Below are 24,040 nucleotides of genomic sequence, written 5' to 3'. Positions count from 1 at the left end.
CGGGCCATGACCGGCGCGGTGCGGACCCTGCCGCCGCCGAGGCGACTGTCGCTGCGCGACTGGAGATCGCTGCGCGACCGCTTCGCCACCCTGTGGCGTCGATCGCTGCGCTTCCGCACGATCGTGATCACCGTCACGCTGACGGCGGCGACGATCCTCGTCACGTGCGTGGCGATGGCCCTCGTCATCCAGAACGAGCTCTTCACCGCCCGTAAGGACCAGGTGCTGCTCGAGGCCCAGCGCGCGACAGCGGCGGCCCAGGCGACGCTCGACGCGGCCGTGGATTCCACCGACCCGGCCGCGGCGCAGACCCTGATGAACGGCATCGCGACCCGGCTCTCGCAGCAGTCCTCGAGCGACCTGATCGCGCTCTATCGCATCGGTCCGCCCTCGCCGCTGGCTCCGCAGCCGTTCATCTCTCCCGCGTTCCAGTCGAGCATCGTCACCGAGGCGATGCGCACGCAGGTGCAGTCGAGCCCCGACCTGCAGTGGTGGCAGTCGGTCGCGCTGCCCACCGACAACGGCCGCGAGGTTCCCGGCATCCTCGTCGGTCATCAACTGCGCTTCCCGGCCGAAGACGGCGTCGATTCGTACGAGCTGTACATGGGGTACGACCTCACCAGCGCCTCGCAGACCCTCGCGTTCGTGCAGGTGCTGCTGTGGGTCGTGGGTCTCGTGCTGGTGCTGTTGATCGGGGCGATCGCGTGGTTCGTGCTGCGCTCGGTGACGACGCCGATCGCGGATGCCGCCGAGACCAGCGCCAAGCTCGCCGCGGGCGACCTCGGGGTGCGGTTGCCCGTGCGCGGAGAAGACGAGCTGGCCACGCTGAACCGCTCGTTCAACGCCATGGCCGACAGCATCGAGCAGCAGATCAAGGAGCTCGCCGACCTGTCGCTCGTGCAGCAGCGTTTCGTCTCCGACGTGTCGCACGAGCTGCGCACCCCGCTGACGACCATTCGCCTGGCCGCCGACATGATCAACGATCAGCGCGCGGAGTTCGATCCCGCCACCGGCCGCGCCGCCGAACTCCTGCACGCGCAAGTGCAGCGCTTCGAGGTGCTGCTGACCGACCTGCTCGAGATCAGCCGGTACGACGCGGGGTCGGTGCAGCTCGAGCTCGAGGCCACGAGCCTCGCGCACCTGGCCGAAGACGTCATCGACTCGATGGAGCAGCTGGCCGAGGGCCACGGCTCCGACGTGCGGCTCGTCGCACCCGGCGGATACACGCCGGTCGAGATGGACGCCCGCCGCGTGCGCCGCATCGTGCGCAACCTCCTCGGCAACGCCATCGAGCACGGCGAGGGGCGCCCCATCGTCGTGTCGGTCGACAGCGATCGGGATGCCGTGGCCCTGGGCGTGCGCGACTTCGGCCTGGGCATGACCGCCGACGACGTCGAGCGGGTGTTCGACCGCTTCTGGCGCGCCGACCCCTCGCGCGTGCGCACCATCGGCGGAACGGGCCTGGGCCTGTCGATCGCCCTCGGCGACGCGCGTCTGCACGGCGGCACCCTGGCAGTGTGGTCCGAGCCCGGCCGCGGCTCCAACTTCGTGCTGACCCTGCCGCGCGACGGCAAGCCCGTGAGCAGTTCGCCGCTGCCCCTCGTCCCCGACGACGAGCAGGGCGGCGCCCTGGAGGCGCTGGGACTGACCCAGCCGATCTCCACCCGCCCCGGCGTGAGGAGGACCCCGTGAGGCGCGCTCTCGCCCTCGTCAGCCTGACCCTCGTGCTCGCGCTCGCCGCGTGCACGGGGCTGCCGACCTCGGGATACGTCAATCCGGGCCGCGGCCCGCAGACCGACGACACCCAGGCCTTCGCGTTCGTCCCCGACGGTCCGCAAGACGACGCCGCGCCCGCCGATATCGTCGAGGGGTTCCTGCGCGCCGGTTCCGGCCCTGCCGACGACTGGGCGACCGCGAAGACGTTCCTGGCGCCCGGCACCCAGTGGGATCCGCGGGCGAGCGTCACCATCGACCGTCTCGCCGACCGCCGCGCCACGGCCACTGACGACGGCACCGGGGTCACGGTGTCGCTCGCCACCGTGGCATCCGTCGACTCTTCCGGCGCGTATGCGCCCGCGGCATCCGGGACCGCTGTCAACCTCGCGTTCGCCCTCACCCAGATCGACGGGCAGTGGCGCATCACCGCGGCCCCCGATGGCGTGGTGCTGTACGAGGAGGTGTTCCCGACCGTCTACCAGTCGGCCTCGATCGCCTACTTCGACCCGACGTGGAGCTTCATCGTGCCCGACGTGCGGTGGTTCCCCCGCGGGTTCGTCGCCAGCCGCGTCGCCACCGCCCTCGTCGACGGTCGCCCGAGCCCGTGGCTCGCCGGGGCCGTGCGCTCGGCCTTCCCCGACGAACTGTCGCTGGTGGGCCGCTCCGTCACGCTCTCCTCGAGCGGCGTCGCCCAGGTGCAGCTGCCCCCCGCGGCGCTGAGCCTGGACCGCACGACGCTCGACCGCATGCAGACGCAGCTCGCCCGCAGCCTCGTCACGGCCGGCATCAGCGACGTGCAGATGACGGTCGAGGGCACTCCCGTCACCGCCTCCGAGGTGCCGGTGCGCGTCACCCGCGTCGACCCCTCGCCGGCGGTGCTGACCACCGCGGGGGCGTTCGGCTCGCTCACCGGCGACACCGTCGAGGCGATCGACGGTCTCTCCGACGCCGTGGAGTCGCTCGCCCCGACGGCCGTCGAGCTCGAGGCCGACCGGTCTCTCGCGGCGGTGCGCACCCAGCAGGGGCCGGTGGCCAGCGCCCTGGCCGACGGGCAGACCTTCCTGCTCGACGAGCGTCCCGGACTCATCGCGCCCTCGATCGACGCCGAGGGAGCCATCTGGAGCGTGCCGGCGAACGCGCCGAACCAGGTGCGCGCGATCACCGCCGAAGGTGTGCCGCGCCAGGTGGGCAACGCCTGGCCCGACGCGTCGGAGATCACCGCGATGCAGATCTCGCGCGACGGCACGCGGGTCGCGGCGATCGTGACGGTCTCGGGGACCCGAGAGGTGTGGGTCGCCGGCATCGAGCGCGAGGGAGGCGAGGTCACCCTCGGCGCCCCGCACGTGCTGTCGTTCTCGCAACAGGGGGCGTTCGACCTCGCGTGGCTCGACGACACCAGCGTCGGCGTGCTCGTCGCGGTCGACGGCGGCAGCCTGCTGCGCGAGCTCAACGTCGGAGGTCGCGGAACCGAGTCGGCCGCGCCCGACGGGGCGCGCACGCTGGCGGCCGGTAGCACGAGCGTGCGCGTGCTCGACGACTCCGGTCGTCTGTACAGCCGTCGCGGCAGCTCGTGGACCCTGGTGGCCACCGGCATCCGGGTGCTGGCGGGTCAGCAGGGCACGACCTCGTAGCGGCCGACCCCTCCTCCCCAGCGGTGTGTTCCGCCGTTCCCTCCCCGAACGGGGGAGGGTGGGCGGTGCGGCCGTGCCCTGTCGGCCAGCGTGGGGGAATGACCCTCGCCTCCGTCGTCGCCGCAGCCTTCGGCGACGCCCTGACGTTCTGGTTGCCGGTCTCGTGCGCGGGATGCGACGCGCTCGATGTGTCCCTCTGCTCCGGATGCCGCGACGCCCTCGCCCCGCGGTGCACGCGGCGTTCGCTGGCCCCCGGTCTCACCGTCACCTCGGCCCTGCCCTTCGACGGTGTGGTCGCGCGCACCATCCGCGCTCTCAAGGAGGACGGACGCACCGGGCTCGCAGGAAAGCTCGCCCCCGCCCTCGATGCCGCGCTGCGCAGCGCGACCCCGGCCGGTGCGCAGGTGACGAGCGTGCCCGGATCCCGCGCGGCGTTCCGGCGACGGGGCTACCGACCCGTCGACCTGCTGGTCGCCCGGGCGGGGTGGCGCACGCAACGGCTGCTGCACCTGCAGCGATCGACGCTGGATCAGCGCGGGCTGGGCTTTCACGCGCGCCGGCGCAACCTCGAGGGGGCCCTGAGGGCGCGCCCCGTGACGGGCACCGTCGTGGTCGTCGACGACGTCGTGACCACGGGGGCGACCCTCGTCGAGGCGGCACGTGCGCTGCGCGCGGCGGGGGCCGATCGGGTGATCGCGGTCACCCTGGCGGCCACGCCGCGTCATCACGGCGATGCGGGATGAATCGGTGAGCCGCAAGATGAATCAGGGGTGATTGCCACGTGACATGAGGGTGGCCGAGCACTAGCGTAAGGATGACTGAAGGCGACGGACGTTCCGCCCTTAGACCGGGCGGAACCCGGAACAAGGAGGTCACGGATGGACACCAACATCGTCGGCGTGGGAGTCGGTATCACCGATCGTTTCCGCTCGGTGGTCGAAGAGAAGGTCAGCCGCATCGAGCACCTGGCGCCGCGTGCGCAGGCGCTCGAGGTCAAGGTGACGCATCGCTCCTATCGCAACGGACGGATGGAAGACGATACGGTCGAGCTCACCCTCGACGGCAAGGGCCCCGTCGTGCGGGCCGAAGCCACCGACGCCGACAAGTTCGCCGCTCTCGACCTCGCTGTCGACAAGATCTCGGAGCAGGTGCGCCGCGCGAAGGACAAGCGCGTCGATCTGCGCAACCACCCGCGCGGCGCGAAGTTCGAGAAGGGCACCGGAGAGATCGCGGGCATCGACGTCGAACCCGCCTCGGTCGAGGTGCTGCGCGCGATCGCGACCGGCTCGGTGCCGGTGCAGGCCGACTCGGCCGAAGAAGAGGACTACTGCCCGGTCGTCATCCGCCAGAAGGAGTTCGAGGCGGAGTGGATGACCGTCGAAGACGCGGTCGACCGCATGGAACTGGTCGGCCACGACTTCTTCCTGTTCATCGACGCGCGCACCGATCACCCCAGCGTCGTCTACCGCCGCAAGGGCTGGGACTACGGCGTGATCGAGCTGACGACCCAGGCTCAGCCTGCCGTGCCGGTCGCTTCCTGACCTGAACGAACGACACGACGCCCCCGGCCGGAAGGTCGGGGGCGTCGTGTCGTGTGAGGGGGAGTTGCCGTTGCATGCGGAGTGATCCTTGGGGAAACAACGGTCGACGCCGTAGGATCGGTATTTGTAAGCACAAAGTCGTGCGAGCTATGCGCTCACGCGACCTGCCGGTTCCCCCGATCGAAGAGGATCGCCCCGTTTTGAGTTCTCCCGCAGCCACCGCACCGCTCGACGTGCTCGCCATCGGCCGAGCCGGAGTCGACCTGTATCCCCTGCAGGACGGCGTCGGCCTGCCGGACGTCTCGACCTTCGGGAAGTACCTCGGTGGTTCCGCGGCGAACGTCGCGGTCGCCGCCGCCCGCTACGGCCGGAGCGCGGCCTTGATCAGCCGCACGGGCGCCGACCCCTTCGGCGAGTTCGTGCGACGCGAACTGTCCCGACTCGGGGTCTCCGACCGCTTCATCGACGTGGTCCCGGGACTGAACACCCCGGTGACGTTCTGCGAGATCTTCCCGCCCGACCACTTCCCGCTGTACTTCTATCGCGACCCGATCGCCCCCGATCTGGTGATCCGCCCCGGCGAGATCGACGTCGATGCCGTGCGGACGGCGAGGGTGTTCTGGTCCACCGTGACGGGCTTGAGTCGGGAGCCGAGTCGGGCCGCCCACTTCGCGGCCTGGGACGCGCGGGGGCGCCGACCGCTCACGGTGCTCGACCTCGACTACCGCCCGATGTTCTGGGGGAGCCCCGACGAGGCGCGCTCCCAGGTGCGAGCGGCGGTCGGGCAGGTGACGGTGGCGGTCGGCAACCTCGAGGAGTGCGAGATCGCCGTCGGCGAGACCGACCCGGACCGTGCCGCGGACGCCCTGCTCGAGCGGGGTGTTCAGCTGGCGATCGTGAAGCAGGGCCCCAAGGGCGTCCTCGCCAAGACGCGCGAGCGCCGCGTCGAAGTGGCGCCGTTCGCCGTGGCGGTCGTGAACGGTCTCGGTGCGGGCGATGCCTTCGGCGGGGCCCTGTGCCACGGTCTGCTCGCCGACTGGGACCTCGAAGAGACGCTGCGCTGGGCGAACGCCGCGGGCGCGATCGTCGCGGGCAGACGCGAATGTTCGACCGCGATGCCGGGCGAAGCCGACGTCCGCCACCTCCTCGACGGGTCGGTGGCGCGTGTTTGACCTCGACGAACTGCGCCGCATCCGAGCCGAGGAGCCGGGTCGTGTCGCGCACGCGCTGCGCGACCGGCGGCGGCGGTCTCTGCTTGACGGCGACGGGCGCCTGTTCATCGTCGCGGCCGACCACCCCGCGCGCGGCGCCTTGGGCGTGGGCGGCCGCTCCGGCGCGATGGCCAGCAGGGTCGACCTGCTGGAACGGCTCGTGGCCGCCCTGGGGCGCCCCGGTGTCGACGGCGTGCTCGGCACCCCCGACATCGTCGAGGACCTCGCCCTCCTCGGCGCGCTGGACGGGAAGATCGTCGTCGGATCGATGAACCGCGGGGGTCTGCAGGGCGCGACCTTCGAGATGGACGACCGATTCACGGCCTACGACGTGCCGGCCCTGACTCGCGACGGGATCGACCTCGCCAAGCTCCTCGTGCGCATCAACCTCGGCGACCCGGCGACGGCACCGACGCTCGAGGCGAGCGCGGCGGCCGTGACGGCAGCCGCCGAGGCGCGGATCCCGATCATGCTCGAACCCTTCATGAGCTTCTGGGAGCAGGGTCGCGTCCGCACCGACCTGACGGCCGACGCTGTCATCAGGTCGATCGCCATCGCCACGGGGCTCGGCAACACGTCGGCCTACAGCTGGTTGAAGCTCCCCGTGGTTCCCGACATGGAGCGCGTGGCCGAGGCCTCGACGTTGCCGACCCTCCTCCTCGGCGGCGATCCGACGACCGGTCCGGACGAGACCTTCGCCTCCTGGCAGGATGCGCTGACCCTCCCTGGCATCCGGGGCCTCGTCGTCGGGCGCACCCTGCTCTATCCCGACGACGACGACGTGGCCGGGGCGGTCGACACCGCGGCAGCGATGGTGCACCCCCGCGCGGTCGCCGGACGAGCATGACGAACGAATGGCTCTACCCTCGCGGGTCGCTGGCCGAGGGGCCGTGGGAGAGCATCGGCGGCGCGGGAAGGGCGCCGGGGTGGACGCACACGGGGATCCGCGTCGCGGAGCTCGACGGCGAGATCCGCCTTCCCGCCGACGCCGTCGAGCGCATGGTCGTGCCCCTGGCCGGATCGTTCTCCGTCGTGCTCGGCGACAGCCGCTGGGAGCTGGCGGGGCGGGAGTCGGTCTTCCACGGGCCGACCGACGTCGCGCACGCCGGCATCGACACGCCGCTCCGCGTCATCGGCACCGGTCGGGTCGCCGTCGCGGAGGCGCCGGCGACCCGGTCCTCGGACCCCACGGTCATGCGAGCCGCGGACGTGCCGGTCGAGATCCGCGGTGCCGGGCGCTCCACCCGGCAGGTGCACAACTTCGGTGTGCCGGGGGCGATGGCCGCGCAGAAGCTCATCGTGTGCGAGGTGATTACGCCCGCCGAGAACTGGTCGTCGTACCCGCCTCACAAGCACGATGCGCCGTCGCCGACCGAGAGCGAACTCGAGGAGATCTACTACTTCGAGACGGCTCCCGCCCGCGGCACGACGCCGCCCAGCGGAGCGGAGCCGTTCGGGCTGTTCGCGGCCTACGCCTCGGATCGACGGCCCATCGACACGACCGCCCGCGTCGGCACGGGCGACATCGCGTTCGTGCCGTACGGATATCACGGACCCGCGGTCGCCGCCCCCGGCTACGACCTCTACTACTTGAACGTCATGGCCGGCCCGGGCGCGGAGCGCGCCTGGCGCATCACGGACGACCCCGCTCACGCATGGGTGCGCTCTTCCTGGGCGCACCAGCGCCCCGACCCTCGATTGCCCTACGCGGCGAAGGAGACCGACGCATGACCCTCGACCCCGAATCCGCGCCGTCCATGGCACCCCGGACGCGGACGATGACCGTCGCCCAGGCGTTGATCACCTTCCTCGCCAACCAGTGGACGGTCGACGGAGACATCCGCGAACGCACCATCGCGGGCACGTTCGGCATCTTCGGTCACGGCAACGTCGCCGGCATCGGACAGGCGCTGGTGCAGCTGCACACCGACGAGCCCGGTCTCATGCCCTACCACCAGGCGCGCAACGAGCAGGCGATGGTGCATCAGGCCGTGGGCTACGCACGGATGCACCGCCGGCGCGCCACCTACGCCGCCGCCGCATCCGTCGGCCCGGGGGCCGCCAACATGCTCACCGGGGCCGCTCTGGCCACGGCGAACAGACTCCCCGTGCTGTTGCTGCCGTCGGACACCTTCGCGACGCGCGTGGCCGATCCCGTTCTGCAGCAGCTCGAGCATCCCCACGACACCGGCCTCCAGGTCACCGACGCGTTCCGCCCCGTCTCGCGGTTCTTCGACCGCGTCCAGCGCCCCGAGCAACTGTTCTCGATCGCGCTCGCCGCGATGCGCGTGCTGACCGATCCCGCCGAGACGGGGGCCGTCACGATCGCCCTGCCCGAAGACGTGCAGGCCGAGGCGATCGAGGTGCCGGTCGAGTTCCTGGAGCCGCGTGACTGGCACGTGCGACGGCCCGTGCCCGAGCCCGACGAGCTGGGGCGGGCGATCGCGGCGATCCGCGGGGCCCAGGCGCCGTTCATCGTGGCCGGGGGAGGAGTGCTCTACTCGGGGGCCGAAGACGCTCTGCGTCGCCTCGTGGAGCAGACGGGAATTCCCGTGGGCGCCACGCAGGCGGGCGTCGGCGTGCTGCCGTGGGATCATCCCCAGTACCTCGGCGGCGTCGGCGCGACCGGGTCCACGGCCGCGAACAGACTGGCCGCCGACGCGGACCTCGTCATCGGGGTGGGCACCCGCTACAGCGACTTCACCACCGCGAGCCGCAGCGCCTTCCGACGTGACGGGGTCCGCTTCGTCAACATCAACGTCGCCTCCTTCGATGCCTACAAGCACGGCAGCCGTCTGCCGGTGGTCGCCGACGCCCGGCGGGCACTGGACGCACTCGTCGACGGACTCGAGGGGACGGCCGTCGAGGCCTCGTACGCGGAGCGGATCCGGGTCGAGAAGGCCGAGTGGGAGGCGGTCGTCGACCGCGCGCTCGCTCCCACGGGCGCGAGGCTGCTCGGGCAGTCCGAGATCATCGGCGCCGTCCACGCCGCCAGCGACCCCACGGACGTGCTCGTGCAGGCGGCCGGTTCTCTTCCCGGAGATCTGCACAAGCTATGGAGGGTGCGCGACCCACTCGGCTACCACGTCGAGTACGCGTTCTCGACGATGGGATACGAGATCGCCGGCGGCCTCGGGGTGCGTCGCGGTGCGCCCGATCGAGAAGTGCTCGTCATGGTCGGCGACGGGTCGTATCTGATGCTGCACACCGAGCTCGTCACCGCGGTGTCGGAGGGACTGAAGATCGTCGTGGTCCTCGTGCAGAACCACGGCTATGCATCGATCGGACACCTCTCCGAGACCGTGGGCGCCCAGCGGTTCGGAACCGCGTACCGCATGACGGATGCCGCGGTGCCCGACCTCGAGGGCGAGCGATACGTGCCGATCGATCTGGCCGCGAACGCACGGTCGTACGGCGTGGACGTCATCGAGGTCGCGCCCGGTGAGGGCGCTGCGCGCGATCTCGAGGCCGCGGTGAGAGCGGCGAAGGCGTCTTCGCGGACGACCCTCATCCATGTCGATGCCGATCCGCTGCGGTACGCCCCCGACGGCGAGGGGTGGTGGGACGTCCCGGTCGCCGCGCACTCGACGCTGCCGTCGACCGCTCTCGCGCGCGCCGATTACGAACGGCTGCGCGCGCGGCAGCGGCCGCTGCTCGGCTGAGCACGGTCCTCCCCGTCCAGTCGCGAACGGCGGTGGCCCCGAAGGTCCACCGCCGTTCGCCGTCGTTCGAGGCGAGCGCTCAGGGCTGCGAGTGGGACTCCCGGCCGATGATGGATCGGAGCGTCTCGAGGGGCAGTTTCGGCGTCCGGTCCTCGAAGGCGAGGCCGTTCGCCTCCTGCATCGTGTCGGTGAGCTGCGTGTAGCAGAAGCCGGACAGCACGGTGCTGTCGAGGAGAGCGCCGAAGAGGCCGCGGAGGTGATGTTCCAGCTCTTCGGGGGTCGCGCTCGTGGAGTATCCCCATGCCGGCGCCGAGGCGGAGGTCTCGTACTTCACGCCCCCGAACTCGGTGACCATGACCGGGAGGGTGTCGACGTCGGCCGTCCCCTCCGCCATCATCAGCCGGTGCGACGGGCCGTACCCGGCGAACAATCGCGACAGGGCGTCCCGATCGGCGTAGCGCCGGGCGAACGTCTCGGGGTCGGGGTCGTAGTCGTGCACCGAGAGGATGTCCGATCGGGTGTGCTCCCACCCGTCGTTCGAGATGACGGGGCGGGTCGGATCGAGCGCGCGGGTCAGGTCGGCCAATCCGCGCGTGAACGCCCGCTGCGGCTCGTCCGTGACGACGTCGCGCACGCCCCAGCTCTCGTTGAAGGGCACCCACGTGACGATCGAGGGGTGCGAGCGATCGCGACGGACGAGGTCGACCCACTCGCGGGTCAGATCGGTCATCGCGCTGGTGGTGAATTCGAACGCGGCGGGCGCCTCTCCCCACAGCAGCAGGCCGAGCCGGTCCGCCCAATAAAGGAACCGGGGGTCCTCGGCCTTCTGGTGGAGGCGGGCGGCATTGAATCCCATGTCCTTGATGAGCTGCACCTCGGCCCGCAGCGCGTCCGCGCTGGGTGCGGCGAGGTGGGACTCCGGCCAGAACCCCTGCTCGAGTACCGAGCGGACGAAGTACGGCCGGTCGTTGAGCAGGAACCGTCCGGCCGCCGTGCCGACGGTACGCAGCCCCAGGTACGACGAGACCGCGTCGACGGAGTCCCCGTCGGTGATCGTGACGGTCGCGTCGATCAGTCGGGGTGTCTCGGGCGTCCAGACGAGCTTCTCGTAGTGCTGTCCGTTGCGCTGGTCGCGCAGGGGGATGTCGAGGATCGGCGCCCCCGTGGCCGGCGACGCGACCTGCACCCGGGTGAGAGGGGAACCGGCGTAGCTCAGCTGCACGTCGATCACCGCGTCGGGGCCGAGGGGGCGGTTGCAGAGGACTTCCAGGACGACGCTGTCGGTGCTGCGCGTCGTGCGCCACGAGAGTTCGGTGACGTGGGTCGCGGGCACCTCCTCGACCCACACGGGCTGCCAGATGCCGCTCGTGCGGGAGTACCAGATCTCGTGCGGCTCCGGCAGCCACTCCTGCTTGCCCCGGGGCTGACCGACGTCGAGGGGACGGTCGATCGCCTGCACGACGAGGAGATCGTCGCCGTCCGCGGCGATGTGGTCGGTGATGTCGGCGGTGAAGGGCGTCTGCCCACCGCGGTGCGTGGCCACCTGGCTGCCGTTGAGCCAGACGGTCGCGGCGTAGTCGACCGCGCCGAAATGCAGCAGAAGGCGCCCGGCGGGGTTGGTGCGCGCGACCTCCTCGGCGCTCAGACGACGGGAGTACCAGAGCACCGCGTGGTAGGACGTGTCGCCGATGCCCGAGAGAGCCGATTCCGGAGGGTACGGCACGGCGATGACGCGGTCGAAGTCGCCGGTGCGGAACCAGCCCGCCGCCGTGCCGGTTTCGTCGTCGTCGTAGGCGAAGCGCCACTCGCCGTCGAGGCTCCGCCAGTCGGGTCGGCGCAGCTGCGGTCGCGGGTACTCGCCATCGAGGTCGGATGCAGGAGGAGTCAGGGGTTGCATGCGCAACACTGTGGCGCAGATTTTCCAGCGCTGCAAATTAGCTCGCGGTACTCCCGCGCACGACCAGGTCGAATCCGACCGTCTCGTGCCGACCGGGGCCGCCCGCTCCGTCCATGCGCTCCCGGAGCATCCGGAAGGCCGTTCGGGTCAGCGTGGGCTTGTCGGGGCGGACGGTCGTCAGCCCCGGATTGGTGAAGTTGGACATCAGGATGTCGTCCCACCCGACGACGCCCACGTCGTCGGGGACGACGCGTCCCGCGCGGGCGAGGGCCTTCATCGCCCCGATGCCGGCGAGGTCGTCGAAGCACACCAGGCCGTCGAAGCTCACCCCCGTCTCGATCGCATCGATCACCGCCGCCTCGGCCGCGAACGCCCCGAAGCGCTGCATCGGGATGAGCAGGTCGTCGCTGCGATGAGCTCCGCAGTCCTCGAGGGCCGACAGATAGCCCTCGGCGCGCAGGCTCGCCGTCGCATGGCCGGCGGCTGCCGCGTATCCGAGGAAGGCGATGCGCGTCCGCCCCGAGTGCAGCAGGTGGAACGTGGCGGCCCGCGCCGCGGCGATGTTGTCGACCATGACGTGATCGACCGTCGGCGGCGGAGGGATCTCGCCCAGCAGGACGAGAGGGGTGGACCCGCGGAACTGCTCGATGGCGTCGGCGTCGAGTTCGGTGGGCTGGAAGATGAGTCCGTCGATCAGCCCCTGCTCGCGCCCCCGCAGAACCGCTCGCTCGTCATCGAGACTGCCCGACGTCTGCTCGATCAGCAGGCGGTAGTCGAAGCCGCCGATCTCGGTGGAGACGAGGGCGGCCAGCTCCGCGAAGTAGGGCGTCTCGATCGCCGGCAGCGCGAACGCGACCATCCCCGTCGTGCCGGTGGCCAGACGACGGGCGATGCTGTGAGGGACGTATCCCAGCTCATCGATGGCGGCCTGCACCCGGGCACGCGTGGAGGGGCGCACGTGCTGATACCCGCGCACGACGTTGGACACGGTCTTGATGGACACCCCCGCGAGCGTGGCCACGTCCTGCAGGGTCGCCGACACCGCGGGCCTCATCGCTCGACGAGGGTCATCTCGAACCCGTAGAGGTCGGGGCGGTAGCAATGGCGGCCGTACTCGACGGCGGCGCCGTCGGCGTCGTAGGCGGTGCGGTCCATGGTGAGCACGGGGGCGCCGCGTCCGATGTCCAGCAGCAGCCCCTCGTCGACGCTGGCCCGACGGGCGCCGATGCGCTGGCGCGCGACGCGCAGCGTCACGCCCCGGGCATGCAACTCCTGGTAGAGGCCGACCTCGGCGAGTCGCTCCGCGGTAATGTCGGCGAAGGTGTCGGGCAGATAGTTCTCGAGGACGGCGATCGGCACGGAGTCGGCGAAGCGCACGCGGCGGATCTTCAGCACGCGGGAGGTCTGGTCGAGACCCAACTGCTCGGTCACCTCGGGACCCACCCGGGCGAAGGTCACGTCGAGCACGCGGGTGGAGGGGACGCGTCCCGACCGCTTCAGGTCGTCGTACAGGCTGGTCAGATCGATCTGCCGCGCCACCGAACCGTGGACGACCTGTGTTCCCACTCCGCGTCGGCGAACGAGCAGGCCCTTGTCGACGAGTTCCTGGATGGCGCGTCGCACCGTCGGTCGCGAGAGCGACAGTCTCTCGCTCATCGAGACCTCGTTCTCGAGCCGAGCGCCCGGGGGCAGGGCCCCCGAGGCGATTGCGGCCTCGAGTCCGCGCGAGAGCCGGATCCACAGTGGCGCGGCCTGCGCCATAGGCTGAAGCAGCTGTTCCGCCGGCAGCACGACCGGCTGTTCTCCCTCGAGCATGCGACCCTCGACTCTCGTCCGGACTGACAAAACCTGCGTATGTCATGTTAGTACAAAGTCGCCCGAGACGGTTGACGACCTCATTCCAATTGTCCTAACATGCAGACGGGATGGACCCGACAGCTCGGCAAAGCAGCCGACGGGGTGTTTCCAGGAGAGGCATCGCAATGAAGCGCAAATACGTCGTTGCTGCGTTCACGGCCACCGTGGTCACCGCGGCGGGACTCACCGGCTGCTCCGCCGGAGACGCCACGAGCGGCGACGGCACGGACGGCCCCGTGACGATCAGCATTCTGGAGAGCAAGCAGACCAACATCGACGCGATCTCCAAGGAGATCCCGGGCTTCGAAGCCGCGATGAAGGAGCAGGGCAAGGACATCAAGGTCGACCTCATCGCCGATGTGCTGACGGACGAGCAGGTGAAGACCAAGCTCACCCAGCAGCTCATCGCCGGTCAGGCGCCCGACGTGCTCGACATCGGCGAGAACATGGCCATAGCGTGGTCGTCGGCCGGTTACCTCGAGCCCCTCGATTCCTACCTCGACCAGTGGGAGGGCTGGGAGCACTACTACCCCGCCGTCAAAGAGGCCATGACCCGACAGGACGGTCAGGTCTACAACCTCCCCTCCGGCGCCGGCGTGCTGAACCTCTTCTACCGCAAGGACGTGCTCGAGCAGCTCGGCGTCGACACGACGCAGCCCAAGACCTGGGACGACCTGATCTCGCGCCTCGAGAAGGTCAAGGCGGCCACCGGTGGGACGCCCATCGTCATCCCCGCCGGAACGGCCTGGGGTGGCGGAACGTGGGGCGAGGGCTTCCAGCCTCTGCTCGGCGGGACCGACACCGGGTACTACGACAGCGAGACGGCGACGTGGGATCTCGACACCCCCGGCTGGCTCGCCGTCTTCGAGCTCTACGCCGAGCTCGTGCAGAAGGGCCTCATGCCGGTCCAGGATCTGCAGAACCCGAACCCGTGGGAGCCGACGAAGTACGTCAAGTTCCCCGCGGGCGACATCCAGGTCTCGGCTCAGGGCACGTGGGGATGGAAGTTCGACTGGGGCCCCGACGGTGCCACCCCCATCGACGGCCTCACCGAGAAGGTCTCGACGTGGCAGTGGCCGGGTCTGCGCGACGGCGACCAGCCCTACGGCTGGAGCAGCACCGGTGGCGGTTACGCGATCTCCGCCGACTCCGACAAGAAGGCCGCGGCCTTCGAGTTCATCAAGTACCTCTCCAGCGGCAAGCCGCTGGCCGAGCAGCTCGTGGCCTCGGGAGCGGCGTCCGCCCGCGACGACCTCGACGACGTGGCCCCCTACTCCGGCGAGCCGCAGCTGCTGCAGGCCGGTGAAGACCTCTCGAACAGCGTCTTCGTGGTGACCGGCGACGGCGCCGACCAGATCAGCCAGGCGGTCGCCACCGCGACCGAGCTGATCCTGAGCGGTCAGGCCGACGGCAAGCAGGCCTACGAGGCCTTCAAGAAGGACGCCACCGACCTGCTCGGACCGAGCCTGGTGAAGCAGTGACGTCGATCATCGACGTCCCCGCCGCGGTGCAGACGGCTGAGCAGCCGCCTGCGCCGCGGCGCCGGCGCGCCCGCACATGGCCGCTGGTCCTCCTTCTGCTGGGCCCCTCGGCCGTCCTGATCGTGCTGTTCATCGTGCTGCCGGCCGTGTACGGCATCTGGCTCAGCCTCACCAACACGCAGTTGACGGGGTTCGCGGCGCGAAATCCGAAGTTCGTGGGGTTCGACAACTACGCGTACCTGCTCGGCAGCACCGACTTCCTCGGCTCCCTGGGGCAGACCGGCACCTTCCTCTTCTGGTCGGCGATCGTCGGGCAAACGGTGCTCGGAATGGTCGCCGCGATCCTGTTGAGTCGGCCGTGGATCCGCGGCAAGGGCTTCTTCGGGGCCGCGCTGCTCATGCCGATGGTCGTTCCGGAGGTCGTCGCCTCGCTCACCTGGGCCAGCGTGCTGGCGACCAGCCCGGAGGGGACGCTGAACCGGCTCACCGCGGTGTTCGGCTCCGAGCCCACCGCGTGGTTGCAGACGGCGCCGATGCTCGCCATCATCCTCGTCAACATCTGGCGTGGTCTGGCCTTCGCCATGATCATGTTCCAGGCCGCCCTCGAGGACGTCCCTGCTGAGCTGATCGAAGCCGCCCGCGTCGATGGGGCCAGCGCCGTCCAGGTGTTTCGGCACGTCACCCTTCCGCTCATCCGCGGTCCGGTCTTCCTCTACCTGCTGCTCACGACCATCAGCACCGTCGGCATGTTCGGTCTCGTGTACTTCCTCACCCGAGGTGGCCCCGGCGGTCAGACGCGCATCGCCGCCATCTACATCTACGAGCGGGCCCTGCAGTTCTCGCAGATCGGCATCGGCAGCGCCGCGTCGATCATCCTGCTCGTCATCGTCGTCGTGCTGGGCTTCACATACGTGCGCCTGGCGAAGGTAGAGGTGTGACATGACCGCCATCGACAGCCGCGTCGCGGCTTCCGCGCACGTCGAACGTCGACGTCGTCTCGGTCCCGTCGACGTCCTGCAGAGATGCATCGGCTACGCGCTGATCGTCGTGCTGGCACTGTTCTGCCTCGTCCCGTTCGCGTGGGTCGTGTTCAGCGCCGTCGACGCCGATGCGGGCGCGACGGTCCAATGGCCGGCGCTCTCGTTCGAGAACTTCGTGCGCTTCTTCACGGCATCCGGAACGCCCCTGCTTCTGGTGAACAGTCTGATCATCGCGATCTCGTCGACGGCGTTGAACCTCGTCCTCGGGATCGCCGGAGGCTACGCCTTGTCGCGGTTCGCCTTTCGCGGACGACGGTTCTTCATGTTCAGCATCCTGCTGATCCGCGTCATCCCGGCGCCGGCGACGATCGTGGCGCTGTACCTGATCATGGTCAACCTGGGATTGGCCAACACCCTGCACGGGCTCATCATCGTGCAGGCGGTCAGTGGACTGCCGGTGACCCTCTGGTTGATGAAGGGCACCGTCGACGCGGTCCCGATGGAGCTCGAGGAAGCGGCCTGGACCGACGGCAACACCCGCCTCCAGGGTGCTCGGCGCATCGTCCTCCCGCTCATGGGACCCGGACTGGGCGCGGCGGCCATGCTCATGTTCATGGGTTCGTGGGGCGACTTCCTCACCCCGCTCGTGCTCCTGCAGAACCAGGAGCTCTACCCGCTCGCGATCGGACTGTTCCGCGCCTTCAGCGAGCGCAACATCGTCGACTGGGGCCTGCTGGCCGCGAGCGCCGTGGTCTATGTCCTGCCCCCCGCCGTGCTGTACATGCTGGTGCGCAAGAACCTGCTCAAGTCGAGCCTCGGCGGAGCGTTGAAGGGATGACGGAGATGTCCGAGTCGATGCGTCTACCCGTCGTGGTCGTCGGTGCCGGAGCGATGGGTGGGGAGTGGTTGCGGATGCTGTCGCGCTCGCCGCACGCACGCGCCGTCGGCGTCGTCGATCTCGACGTCGACCTCGCGCGCGAGACCGTCGCGGGGATCGGCCTCGACGCGGTCGTCGGCGCATCCCTCGTCGACGTCGTCGAGCGATCCGGTGCCCGAGCCGTCGTCAACGTCACGGTGCCGCAGGCGCATCGGGTCGTGAACGAGCAGGCGATGCGCGCGGGGCTCCCCGTCCTGTGCGAGAAGCCGCTCGCCCCGACGGTCGCCGAGGCATTGCGCCAGGTCGCACTCGCCGACGCGACGGGGCAGCTGCTCATGGTCAGCCAGTCGCGACGCTACTTCGACCACCTCGCGGCGTTCCGCGACGTGGTGGGCGCGCTCGGTCCGATCGGAGCCGTGCACGCGCAGTTCTTCCACGAGGACCACGAGCCCGGCTTCCGCGAGCAGATGGCGCACCCTCTGCTGGTCGACATGTCGGTGCACCACTTCGACATGCTGCGTTACCTCAGCGCCGACGAACCGGTCAGCGTGCGCTGCGACTCCTGGAACCCGTCGTGGAGCTGGTTCGCCGGTGACGCGGCCGCCACGGCCACCTTCGAGCTGGCCTCGGGCGCGCGATTCGTCTACTCGGGGAGCCGCGCGACGCCCGGACTGCAGACGTCGTGGAACGCCGACTGGCGGGTCTACGCCGAGCACGGCGCCACGCACTGGGACGGGGATGCCCTCGTCGAGACCGACACGGTCGGCGTCGAGGTCGAGGTGCGCAGCGACAGCGAAGGCATCGAGGGGTCCCTGAAGGAATTCGTCGCGTCCCTGCGGTCGGGTCGCACCCCGCAGAACGAAGTGCGCGCGAACGTCCGCACCCTCGCGATGGTCGAGGGCGCGATCCGCAGCAGCGACCGCGGCGGCGAGAAGGTCGTGCTCGACGACCTGATCGAGGAGTCGCTCGCGCTCGCCATCGCCGCCGAGGAGCACGATGACATCCGCGACCTTCTGCGGTCGTGGACGAGCGCCGCCGACGGCATCACCACACCGGCCTGGGGGTCAGCCCCGGCCATGATCGCGTCTGGAGGCGCTCGATGACCACTCCCACCCTGCCGAAGAAGGCCATCCGCGTCGTCGTGTGGGGTGAGAACCGCCACGAGCAGATCAACGAGGTCGTCCGCGGCATCTATCCCGACGGGATGCACAGCACCATCGCGGCCGGCATCACGGGTCTGCTGGGCGAGGAGGTCACCGTGACCACGCGCGTGCTCGACGACGCCGAGCACGGGATGACGGAGGAACTGCTCGCCGAGACCGATGTACTGCTCTGGTGGGGCCACACCGCCCACGAGGAGGTCGCGGACGAGGTCGTGGACCGCATCCAGAAGCACGTCCTCGAGGGGATGGGCATCATCGTCCTGCACTCGGGGCACCACTCCAAGATCTTCCGTCGGCTCATGGGGACGACGTGCAGCCTGCGGTGGCGCAACGACGCTGACAGCGAGCTCGTCTGGACGGTGTCGCCGCGGCATCCGATCGCCGAGGGCGTCCCGCAGCCGCTCGTCATCCCGGGGCAGGAGATGTACGGCGAGTTCTTCGACATCCCCGAACCCGATGAGCTGGTGTTCATCAGCAGCTTCTCCGGCGGCGAGGTGTTCCGCAGCGGCATCACCTATCGCCGCGGATACGGCAAGGTCTTCTACTTCAGCCCCGGCGACGAGATCTACCCCGTCTACCACCATCCCGACGTGCAGCGCGTGATCGCGAACGGCGTGAAGTGGGCGTACTCCTCTCGCGAGCGCGAGTCGTACCTCGTCACGCCCATGTACCTGACCGGGGAGTTCGACCGGCCGGTGCTCGGCTCGCCCGACGGCCTCGTCGATTACTACACCCGTGAGCTGATCGCGCCGCGGGAGAACGGCGCGTGACAGCCGAGGAGAACCCCAACGGGCGGGTGAGATTGGATGCCGAGACGCTCGCGATGCAGAGGGTGCGGCGCTTCACCCGCTTCCGCCTCGCGCCGGCCGTTCACCGCGATACCCGTCCGGTGGAGATCCGGGCATGGAGGGTCGGCGGGGAGCCCGTCCCCTTCGCGACCGCGGCGGTGCAGGAGTTCGAGCCGATCGCCCTGGGCGCGTCGTGGGGGCGGCCGTGGGACACGGTGTGGTTCGACGTGCGCGGAGAGGTCCCCGCCGAGTGGCCGGTCGACGAGGCCGAGCTGCTGGTCGACCTCGGATTCGTCGAGGAGCAGCCCGGGTTCCAGGCGGAAGCGACCGCCTACCGCCCCGACGGCACGATCGTGAAAGCCATCGAACCCCGCAACGCGTGGGTGCCCCTCCCACACGCGGGCTCGTTCCGGCTGCTGCTGGAAGCCGCGGCCAACCCGACCATCCAGGTGCCCTACGAGTACGAACCGACGTCGCTGGGCGATCCTGCGACGGCCGGCGACGACGAGCACTACCGCCTCGTCCGTCTCGAGCTCGTTCGCCGCGATGTCGTCGTGTGGGAACTGCTGCAGGACGTCATCGCCCTCGAGGGACTGGTTCAGACCCTGCCCCCCGAGACGGCGCGCCGCGCCGACATCGTGCATGCGCTGGAGCGCATGGTCGACGTCATGGATCCCGACGACGTCTCGGCGACGGCGCAGAGCGGGCGCGAGGTCCTGGCCCCCGCGCTCGCGATGACGGCGCCGGGCAGCGCGCTGCGCGTGAGCGCCGTGGGACACGCGCACATCGATTCGGCGTGGTTGTGGCCGACTCGCGAGACCGTCCGCAAGGTCGCGCGCACGTTCGCGAACGTCGTCGACCTCATCGATCGCGACCCCGACTTCGTCTTCGCCGCGTCGTCGGCACAGCAGTACCTCTGGTTGAAGCAGAGTCAGCCGGAACTGTTCGAGCGGGTCCGCTCGGCCGTGGCCGCCGGTCGCTTCCGCCCGGTCGGGGGGATGTGGGTCGAATCCGACACCAACATGCCCAGCGGCGAGTCGCTCGCTCGACAGTTCGTGCAGGGCAAGGCGTTCTTCCTCGAGGAGTTCGGGGTCGACAGTGCCGAGGTGTGGCTGCCCGACTCGTTCGGGTACAGCGCCGCCCTGCCGCAGATCGCCCGCGCGGCCGGTGCCCGGTCGTTCGTGACGCAGAAGCCGTCGTGGAACGAGACGAACCGCATTCCCTACTCGACGTTCCACTGGGAAGGGATCGACGGGTCCCGCCTGTTCACGCATCTTCCGCCCGCCGAGACGTACAACTCCGATCTCGGGGCCGCGGATCTCGCCCGCACGGAGCGCGTCTTCAGCGAGAAGGGTCGGGCCCGCGAGGTTCTTGGGCTGTTCGGCTGGGGGGACGGAGGGGGAGGGCCCACTCGCGAGATGCTGGCCCAGGCTCATCGCAAACGCGACCTCGAGGGTTCGCCCCGGGTCTTCCTGAGCGATCCGCAGTCGTTCTTCGCGGCCGCGGAGGCCGAACTCGCCTCTCCGCCCGTCTGGGTGGGTGAGATGTACCTCGAACTGCATCGCGGCACGCTCGTCTCGCAGCAGAAGACGAAGCGGGGCAACCGCCACAGCGAGGCGCTGCTGCGGCAGGCGGAGTTGTGGGCAGCGACGGCGGCGATCCTCCGGGGGACCCCCTATCCCGCGCGGGAACTGCGCGACGCCTGGCGGCAGGTACTGCTGCTGCAGTTCCACGACATCCTCCCGGGGACCTCGATCGCCTGGGTCCATCAGGAGGCCGAGGCCGCGTACGCGCGCGTGGCCGAGGTCCTCGAGAAGATCATCGCCGCGTCGCTCGCGTCGCTCGCGACGGGGGGAGACGCTCAGCTCAGCGCCAACGCGGGCCCGTACCTCCGCGACGGCGTCGAGGCGATGTCGATCGGGCCGTCCCGCCCGGTCGAGCCCGTCGTGCCCGCCGCCGACGGCGACGTCTTCGTCCTCCAGGACGACACCCTCCGCGTGGTCGTCGATCGTCGGGGAGCATTCACCTCCATCCGCGACCTCGTCGTCGGACGTGAGGTCCTTCCCGACGGCGTCCCCGGGGGCGTCCTGCACGTGCTGCGCGACACTCCGCGTGAGTGGGACGCGTGGGACATCAATGAGGAGGATCAGCGCTCCGGCCGCGCGCTGACGGATCCGGTCGACGTCCGGATCGACGGCGACGCGGTCTTCATCCGGCACCGGTTCGGCGCCTCGCGCATCGACGTCCGTGTGCGCGTTCGCGAGGGGCGCGTGGACCTGTCGTTCGACATCGACTGGCACGAGTCCCAGAAGCTGCTCAAACTGGCGTTCCCGCTCGATCTGCGCGCCGACCGCGCGGCCTCTGAGATCCAGTACGGCCATCTGCATCGGGCCATCCACCGCAACACGTCCTGGGACTCGGCCCGCTTCGAGACCGTGGCCCACCGATGGGTCCATGTCGGCGAGCCGTCGTGGGGTGTCGCCATCGCGAACGACGTGGTCTACGGCCACGACCTGCGCACGCTTCAGGCGCCGTCCGGTCGGCCGATGGTCGTCGCGCGGCTGTCCCTCCTTCGCGCACCGCGATACCCCGACCCGGGCGCCGACCAGGGTCGTCACGAGTTCACCGTCAGCCTCCGGCCGGGTGGCATTCCGGACGCGGTCGTGGACGGATATCGCCAGAGCCTGCCGATGCGCCCGTTGCGTGGTGCGGCCGTGCCCGCGCTCGTCGCCGTGTCGCACCCCGCGGTCGTGATCGAGGCGGTCAAGCTCGCCGAGGACGACAGCGGAGATCTCGTGGTGCGCCTCTACGAGGCCCATGGTGACCGCGTGAGCGCGACCCTGACCACCTCCATCGAGTGGGATGCCGTGGAGGCGACGGATCTGCTCGAGCGGGCACTGCCCGGGACGGGGGTTTCGTCGACCTCTGACCGGGCGATCGAGCTGGACCTCCGGCCCTTCGAGCTCGTGACGCTGCGCCTGCGCGGCCCCCGCTCGCCCTCCGCTCGGGCGTCCGCGTGAGCATGCACGGGAGCGCCGAGCTGATCCCCGCGGACACGATTCTCCATCTCGCTGCGGGCGGGGTGAGCGTTCTTCTCGACCTCACCGAGGGGCGCCTGCCGGCGATCCTGCACTGGGGGGCGGGTCTCGGCCGGCTGAGCGAGGTCGAGGCCGACGCCCTGCGCCTGGCGGCGATCGAACCGGCATCGGGAAACGTCGTGGACGAGCCCGTGCGCGTCGCGATGCTCCCCGAGCACCATGCCGGGTGGGAGGGCAGGCCCGGAGTGACGGGGCATCGCGCAGGTGCGGACTGGTCGCCGAAGTTCACCGTCGTCTCCGTCGCGGTCGCGGCTGAGGGGGATCCCCTCCGTCGCGATGGACGTCTCGTCGAGGCCGGCCCGGCCGTCGTGACGGTGGCCGCCGCCGACGAGACCGCGGGTCTGCGCCTCGAGCTCGACATCGAGCTGGCGGCGAGCGGACTGCTGCGCGCCCGCGCAGAGCTGGAGAACATCGGGGCGGGCGTGTACAGCGCCGACGGGATCGCGCTGGCGTTCCCGATCCCGGTGCGGGCTCGGGAGATCCTCGACTTCGCCGGACGATGGAGCAAGGAGCGCATCCCGCAGCGTCGCGAGCTCGTCGTCGGCATCCACGATCGCGAGGGCCGCAAGGGCCGCACGGGTCCGGATGCGGCGACGGTGCTCACCGTCGGCGAGACGGGATTCGGTTTCGGCGCCGGCGAGGTCTGGGGCGTCCACGTCGGTTTCAGCGGCAACCACCGTCACTACGCCGAGCGGTTGTCGGCGGGGGCGCAGGTGATCGGGGGCGGCGAGCTGCTGCTCCCGGGCGAGGTCGGGCTCGACCGGGGCGAGAGGTACCGATCACCGTGGGTCTACGCGGCCTACGGTGCGGGACTCGATGAGCAGGCTCATCGTTTCCACCGGTTCCTGCGCGGGCGCCCGACGCACCCGGCGACGCCCCGGCCGGTGACCCTGAACGTGTGGGAGGCCGTCTACTTCGATCACGATCTCGATCGGCTCCTCGACCTCGCCGACCGCGCCGCCGCGATCGGGGTGGAGCGGTACGTGCTCGACGACGGCTGGTTCACCGGGCGGAGGGACGACACGAGCGGGCTCGGGGATTGGACGGTGGATGCCGGCCTCTGGCCCGACGGCCTGACCCCGCTCGTGGATCGGGTGACGTCGCTGGGGATGCAGTTCGGGCTGTGGTTCGAACCCGAGATGGTCAACGAGGACAGCGCCCTGGCCCGGGCGCACCCCGAGTGGATCATGCAGACGGGCGGGCGGCTGCCCGTCCGCGGACGCGGCCAGCAGGTGCTCAACCTCGGCATCGACGAGGCGTATCGATACGTCCTCGACGCGATGACGGCGGTCCTCGCCGCCCACGACATCTCGTACATCAAGTGGGATCACAACCGTGACCTCATCGATGCCGGCACCGCCCCGGCGGGGAAGCCGGGCGTGCACGCGCAGACACTCGCGGCTTACCGTCTGATGGACGAGCTGCGTCGCCGGTTCCCCGGTCTGGAGATCGAGTCCTGCTCGTCCGGCGGCGGTCGCGTCGACCTCGGCGTCATCGAGCGCACCGATCGCGTGTGGGTGAGTGACTGCATCGATCCCCTCGAACGGCAGCAGGTGATGCGGTGGACCCTTCAACTGCTTCCGGCCGAGCTGCTCGGTTCCCACATCGGTTCGAGCGTCAACCACACGACCGGCCGGTCACATCCGCTGTCGTTCCGGGCGGCCACCGCGCTCTTGGGCCATTTCGGCATCGAGTGGGATCTGGCGCAGGCGACCCCGCAGGAGAATGCCGACCTCGCCGAGTGGATCCGCTTCTACCGCGACCATCGCGCCCTTCTCCACACGGGCGAGATCGCTCGGGCGGAGGAGATCGACCCCTCGTTCCAGGTCACGGCCGTCGTGGCTGCCGATCGCTCGGAGGCACTCGTCTTCCTCGCGTTCCTGACTCGTCCGACGGTGTCCCCGCGCGGCCGCTTCACCCTGCCGGGCCTGGACGCCGAAAAGACCTACCGGGTCGCGCCGGTGGTCGTCGGCACACCCGACCCGGGCCGCGCCGACCCACCGTGGTACGCCGACGGGGCCGGTGTGACGATGAGCGGGCGGGCGCTTGCCGCGGCGGGGCTGCATCTGCCGGGTTCGTTCCCCGAACGGGTCGTGCTCCTGCGCGCCACGGAAGTGGTCTGACGGGGGGAGTGGCCG

At 70.3% G+C, this 24,040-nt stretch carries 18 protein-coding genes; 15 read left to right on the top strand and 3 right to left on the bottom strand.

The window, feature by feature from the left end:
* The first annotated feature begins 6 nt into the window (after positions 1 to 6).
* The 8 genes from mtrB (at position 7) to iolD (ending at position 9,761) form a co-directional block, all read left to right on the top strand.
* Positions 7 to 1,692, top strand: a complete 1,686-nt coding sequence (mtrB, locus tag RWH43_RS01345; RefSeq protein WP_144828818.1) for an MtrAB system histidine kinase MtrB — start codon at positions 7 to 9, stop codon at positions 1,690 to 1,692.
* Positions 1,689 to 3,347, top strand: coding sequence for an LpqB family beta-propeller domain-containing protein (locus RWH43_RS01340; protein ID WP_154096016.1), 1,659 nt, complete (start codon positions 1,689 to 1,691; stop codon positions 3,345 to 3,347). The genes mtrB and RWH43_RS01340 overlap by 4 nt, the downstream gene beginning before the upstream one ends.
* A 98-nt stretch (positions 3,348 to 3,445) precedes the next feature.
* The gene (locus RWH43_RS01335; RefSeq protein WP_316000461.1) at positions 3,446 to 4,090 is read left to right on the top strand and encodes a ComF family protein; all 645 of its coding nucleotides are present in this window, start codon (positions 3,446 to 3,448) and stop codon (positions 4,088 to 4,090) included.
* A 135-nt stretch (positions 4,091 to 4,225) separates the two neighbouring features.
* Complete coding sequence (gene hpf, locus RWH43_RS01330) at positions 4,226 to 4,888, top strand: ribosome hibernation-promoting factor, HPF/YfiA family (protein ID WP_316000460.1); 663 nt, start codon at positions 4,226 to 4,228, stop codon at positions 4,886 to 4,888.
* A 200-nt stretch (positions 4,889 to 5,088) separates the two neighbouring features.
* Complete coding sequence (iolC, locus tag RWH43_RS01325) at positions 5,089 to 6,060, top strand: 5-dehydro-2-deoxygluconokinase (RefSeq protein WP_316000459.1); 972 nt, start codon at positions 5,089 to 5,091, stop codon at positions 6,058 to 6,060.
* On the top strand, positions 6,053 to 6,946 hold the full coding sequence (locus RWH43_RS01320; protein ID WP_222123887.1) for a Cgl0159 family (beta/alpha)8-fold protein: 894 nt from the start codon (positions 6,053 to 6,055) through the stop codon (positions 6,944 to 6,946). Before iolC ends, RWH43_RS01320 begins: the two co-directional genes overlap by 8 nt.
* Complete coding sequence (iolB, locus tag RWH43_RS01315) at positions 6,943 to 7,830, top strand: 5-deoxy-glucuronate isomerase (RefSeq protein ID WP_144828803.1); 888 nt, start codon at positions 6,943 to 6,945, stop codon at positions 7,828 to 7,830. Before RWH43_RS01320 ends, iolB begins: the two co-directional genes overlap by 4 nt.
* The gene (iolD, locus tag RWH43_RS01310) at positions 7,827 to 9,761 is read left to right on the top strand and encodes a 3D-(3,5/4)-trihydroxycyclohexane-1,2-dione acylhydrolase (decyclizing) (RefSeq protein WP_230704327.1); all 1,935 of its coding nucleotides are present in this window, start codon (positions 7,827 to 7,829) and stop codon (positions 9,759 to 9,761) included. The genes iolB and iolD overlap by 4 nt, the downstream gene beginning before the upstream one ends.
* Positions 9,762 to 9,840: 79 nt before the next feature.
* Here iolD and RWH43_RS01305 read toward each other — a convergent pair whose 3' ends face one another.
* From RWH43_RS01305 to RWH43_RS01295, 3 genes are read right to left on the bottom strand one after another with little or no spacing between them, the layout of a single operon-like run.
* Positions 9,841 to 11,658, bottom strand: a complete 1,818-nt coding sequence (locus RWH43_RS01305; protein ID WP_154096014.1) for a glycoside hydrolase family 2 protein — start codon at positions 11,656 to 11,658, stop codon at positions 9,841 to 9,843.
* Between the two features lie 37 nt (positions 11,659 to 11,695).
* Positions 11,696 to 12,700 carry a LacI family DNA-binding transcriptional regulator gene (locus tag RWH43_RS01300; RefSeq protein WP_144828797.1) on the bottom strand — a complete coding sequence of 335 codons (1,005 nt, stop codon included), beginning with the start codon at positions 12,698 to 12,700 and terminating at the stop codon, positions 11,696 to 11,698.
* Positions 12,701 to 12,708: 8 nt separating this feature from the next.
* On the bottom strand, positions 12,709 to 13,419 hold the full coding sequence (locus RWH43_RS01295) for a GntR family transcriptional regulator (RefSeq protein WP_230704526.1): 711 nt from the start codon (positions 13,417 to 13,419) through the stop codon (positions 12,709 to 12,711).
* A 221-nt stretch (positions 13,420 to 13,640) separates the two neighbouring features.
* Between RWH43_RS01295 and RWH43_RS01290 the strand changes: the two genes are divergently transcribed.
* From RWH43_RS01290 to RWH43_RS01260, 7 genes are read left to right on the top strand one after another with little or no spacing between them, the layout of a single operon-like run.
* A complete protein-coding gene (locus RWH43_RS01290; RefSeq protein WP_144828791.1) occupies positions 13,641 to 14,996 on the top strand; it encodes an ABC transporter substrate-binding protein in 1,356 nt (451 codons plus the stop codon).
* On the top strand, positions 14,993 to 15,934 hold the full coding sequence (locus RWH43_RS01285) for a carbohydrate ABC transporter permease (protein WP_316000458.1): 942 nt from the start codon (positions 14,993 to 14,995) through the stop codon (positions 15,932 to 15,934). Before RWH43_RS01290 ends, RWH43_RS01285 begins: the two co-directional genes overlap by 4 nt.
* A gap of 1 nt (position 15,935) precedes the next feature.
* Entirely contained in the window at positions 15,936 to 16,814 is an 879-nt protein-coding gene (locus tag RWH43_RS01280) for a carbohydrate ABC transporter permease (RefSeq protein WP_144828788.1), read from the top strand.
* Positions 16,811 to 17,956: a Gfo/Idh/MocA family protein gene (locus tag RWH43_RS01275; RefSeq protein WP_222123885.1), complete on the top strand. Its 1,146-nt coding sequence runs from the start codon at positions 16,811 to 16,813 to the stop codon at positions 17,954 to 17,956. Before RWH43_RS01280 ends, RWH43_RS01275 begins: the two co-directional genes overlap by 4 nt.
* A complete protein-coding gene (locus RWH43_RS01270; protein WP_144828785.1) occupies positions 17,953 to 18,786 on the top strand; it encodes a ThuA domain-containing protein in 834 nt (277 codons plus the stop codon). Before RWH43_RS01275 ends, RWH43_RS01270 begins: the two co-directional genes overlap by 4 nt.
* Positions 18,787 to 18,839: 53 nt before the next feature.
* Positions 18,840 to 21,824 (top strand): alpha-mannosidase, encoded by a 2,985-nt coding sequence (locus RWH43_RS01265; RefSeq protein ID WP_144831774.1) that lies wholly within the window; start codon positions 18,840 to 18,842, stop codon positions 21,822 to 21,824.
* Positions 21,825 to 21,826: 2 nt separating this feature from the next.
* Positions 21,827 to 24,025: an alpha-galactosidase gene (locus tag RWH43_RS01260; protein ID WP_316001102.1), complete on the top strand. Its 2,199-nt coding sequence runs from the start codon at positions 21,827 to 21,829 to the stop codon at positions 24,023 to 24,025.
* Positions 24,026 to 24,040 lie beyond the last annotated feature (15 nt).

Origin of the sequence: Microbacterium algihabitans (assembly GCF_032464975.1) — a bacterium.
Lineage (GTDB): Bacteria > Actinomycetota > Actinomycetes > Actinomycetales > Microbacteriaceae > Microbacterium > Microbacterium algihabitans.
Note: the sequence above shows the minus strand (reverse complement) of the source record. Positions and strands in the feature narration are given on the sequence as shown.

Excerpts from the sequence above, each read along its gene's own strand:
- mtrB (WP_144828818.1), top strand. The coding sequence starts at position 7 with ATGACCGGCGCGGTGCGGACCCTGCCGCCGCCGAGGCGACTGTCGCTG.
- RWH43_RS01335 (WP_316000461.1), top strand. The coding sequence starts at position 3,446 with ATGACCCTCGCCTCCGTCGTCGCCGCAGCCTTCGGCGACGCCCTGACG.
- hpf (WP_316000460.1), top strand. The coding sequence starts at position 4,226 with ATGGACACCAACATCGTCGGCGTGGGAGTCGGTATCACCGATCGTTTC.
- iolB (WP_144828803.1), top strand. The coding sequence starts at position 6,943 with ATGACGAACGAATGGCTCTACCCTCGCGGGTCGCTGGCCGAGGGGCCG.
- iolD (WP_230704327.1), top strand. The coding sequence starts at position 7,827 with ATGACCCTCGACCCCGAATCCGCGCCGTCCATGGCACCCCGGACGCGG.
- RWH43_RS01305 (WP_154096014.1), bottom strand. The coding sequence starts at position 11,658 with ATGCAACCCCTGACTCCTCCTGCATCCGACCTCGATGGCGAGTACCCG.
- RWH43_RS01295 (WP_230704526.1), bottom strand. The coding sequence starts at position 13,419 with ATGGCGCAGGCCGCGCCACTGTGGATCCGGCTCTCGCGCGGACTCGAG.
- RWH43_RS01290 (WP_144828791.1), top strand. The coding sequence starts at position 13,641 with ATGAAGCGCAAATACGTCGTTGCTGCGTTCACGGCCACCGTGGTCACC.
- RWH43_RS01280 (WP_144828788.1), top strand. The coding sequence starts at position 15,936 with ATGACCGCCATCGACAGCCGCGTCGCGGCTTCCGCGCACGTCGAACGT.
- RWH43_RS01275 (WP_222123885.1), top strand. The coding sequence starts at position 16,811 with ATGACGGAGATGTCCGAGTCGATGCGTCTACCCGTCGTGGTCGTCGGT.
- RWH43_RS01270 (WP_144828785.1), top strand. The coding sequence starts at position 17,953 with ATGACCACTCCCACCCTGCCGAAGAAGGCCATCCGCGTCGTCGTGTGG.
- RWH43_RS01265 (WP_144831774.1), top strand. The coding sequence starts at position 18,840 with ATGCAGAGGGTGCGGCGCTTCACCCGCTTCCGCCTCGCGCCGGCCGTT.
- RWH43_RS01260 (WP_316001102.1), top strand. The coding sequence starts at position 21,827 with ATGCACGGGAGCGCCGAGCTGATCCCCGCGGACACGATTCTCCATCTC.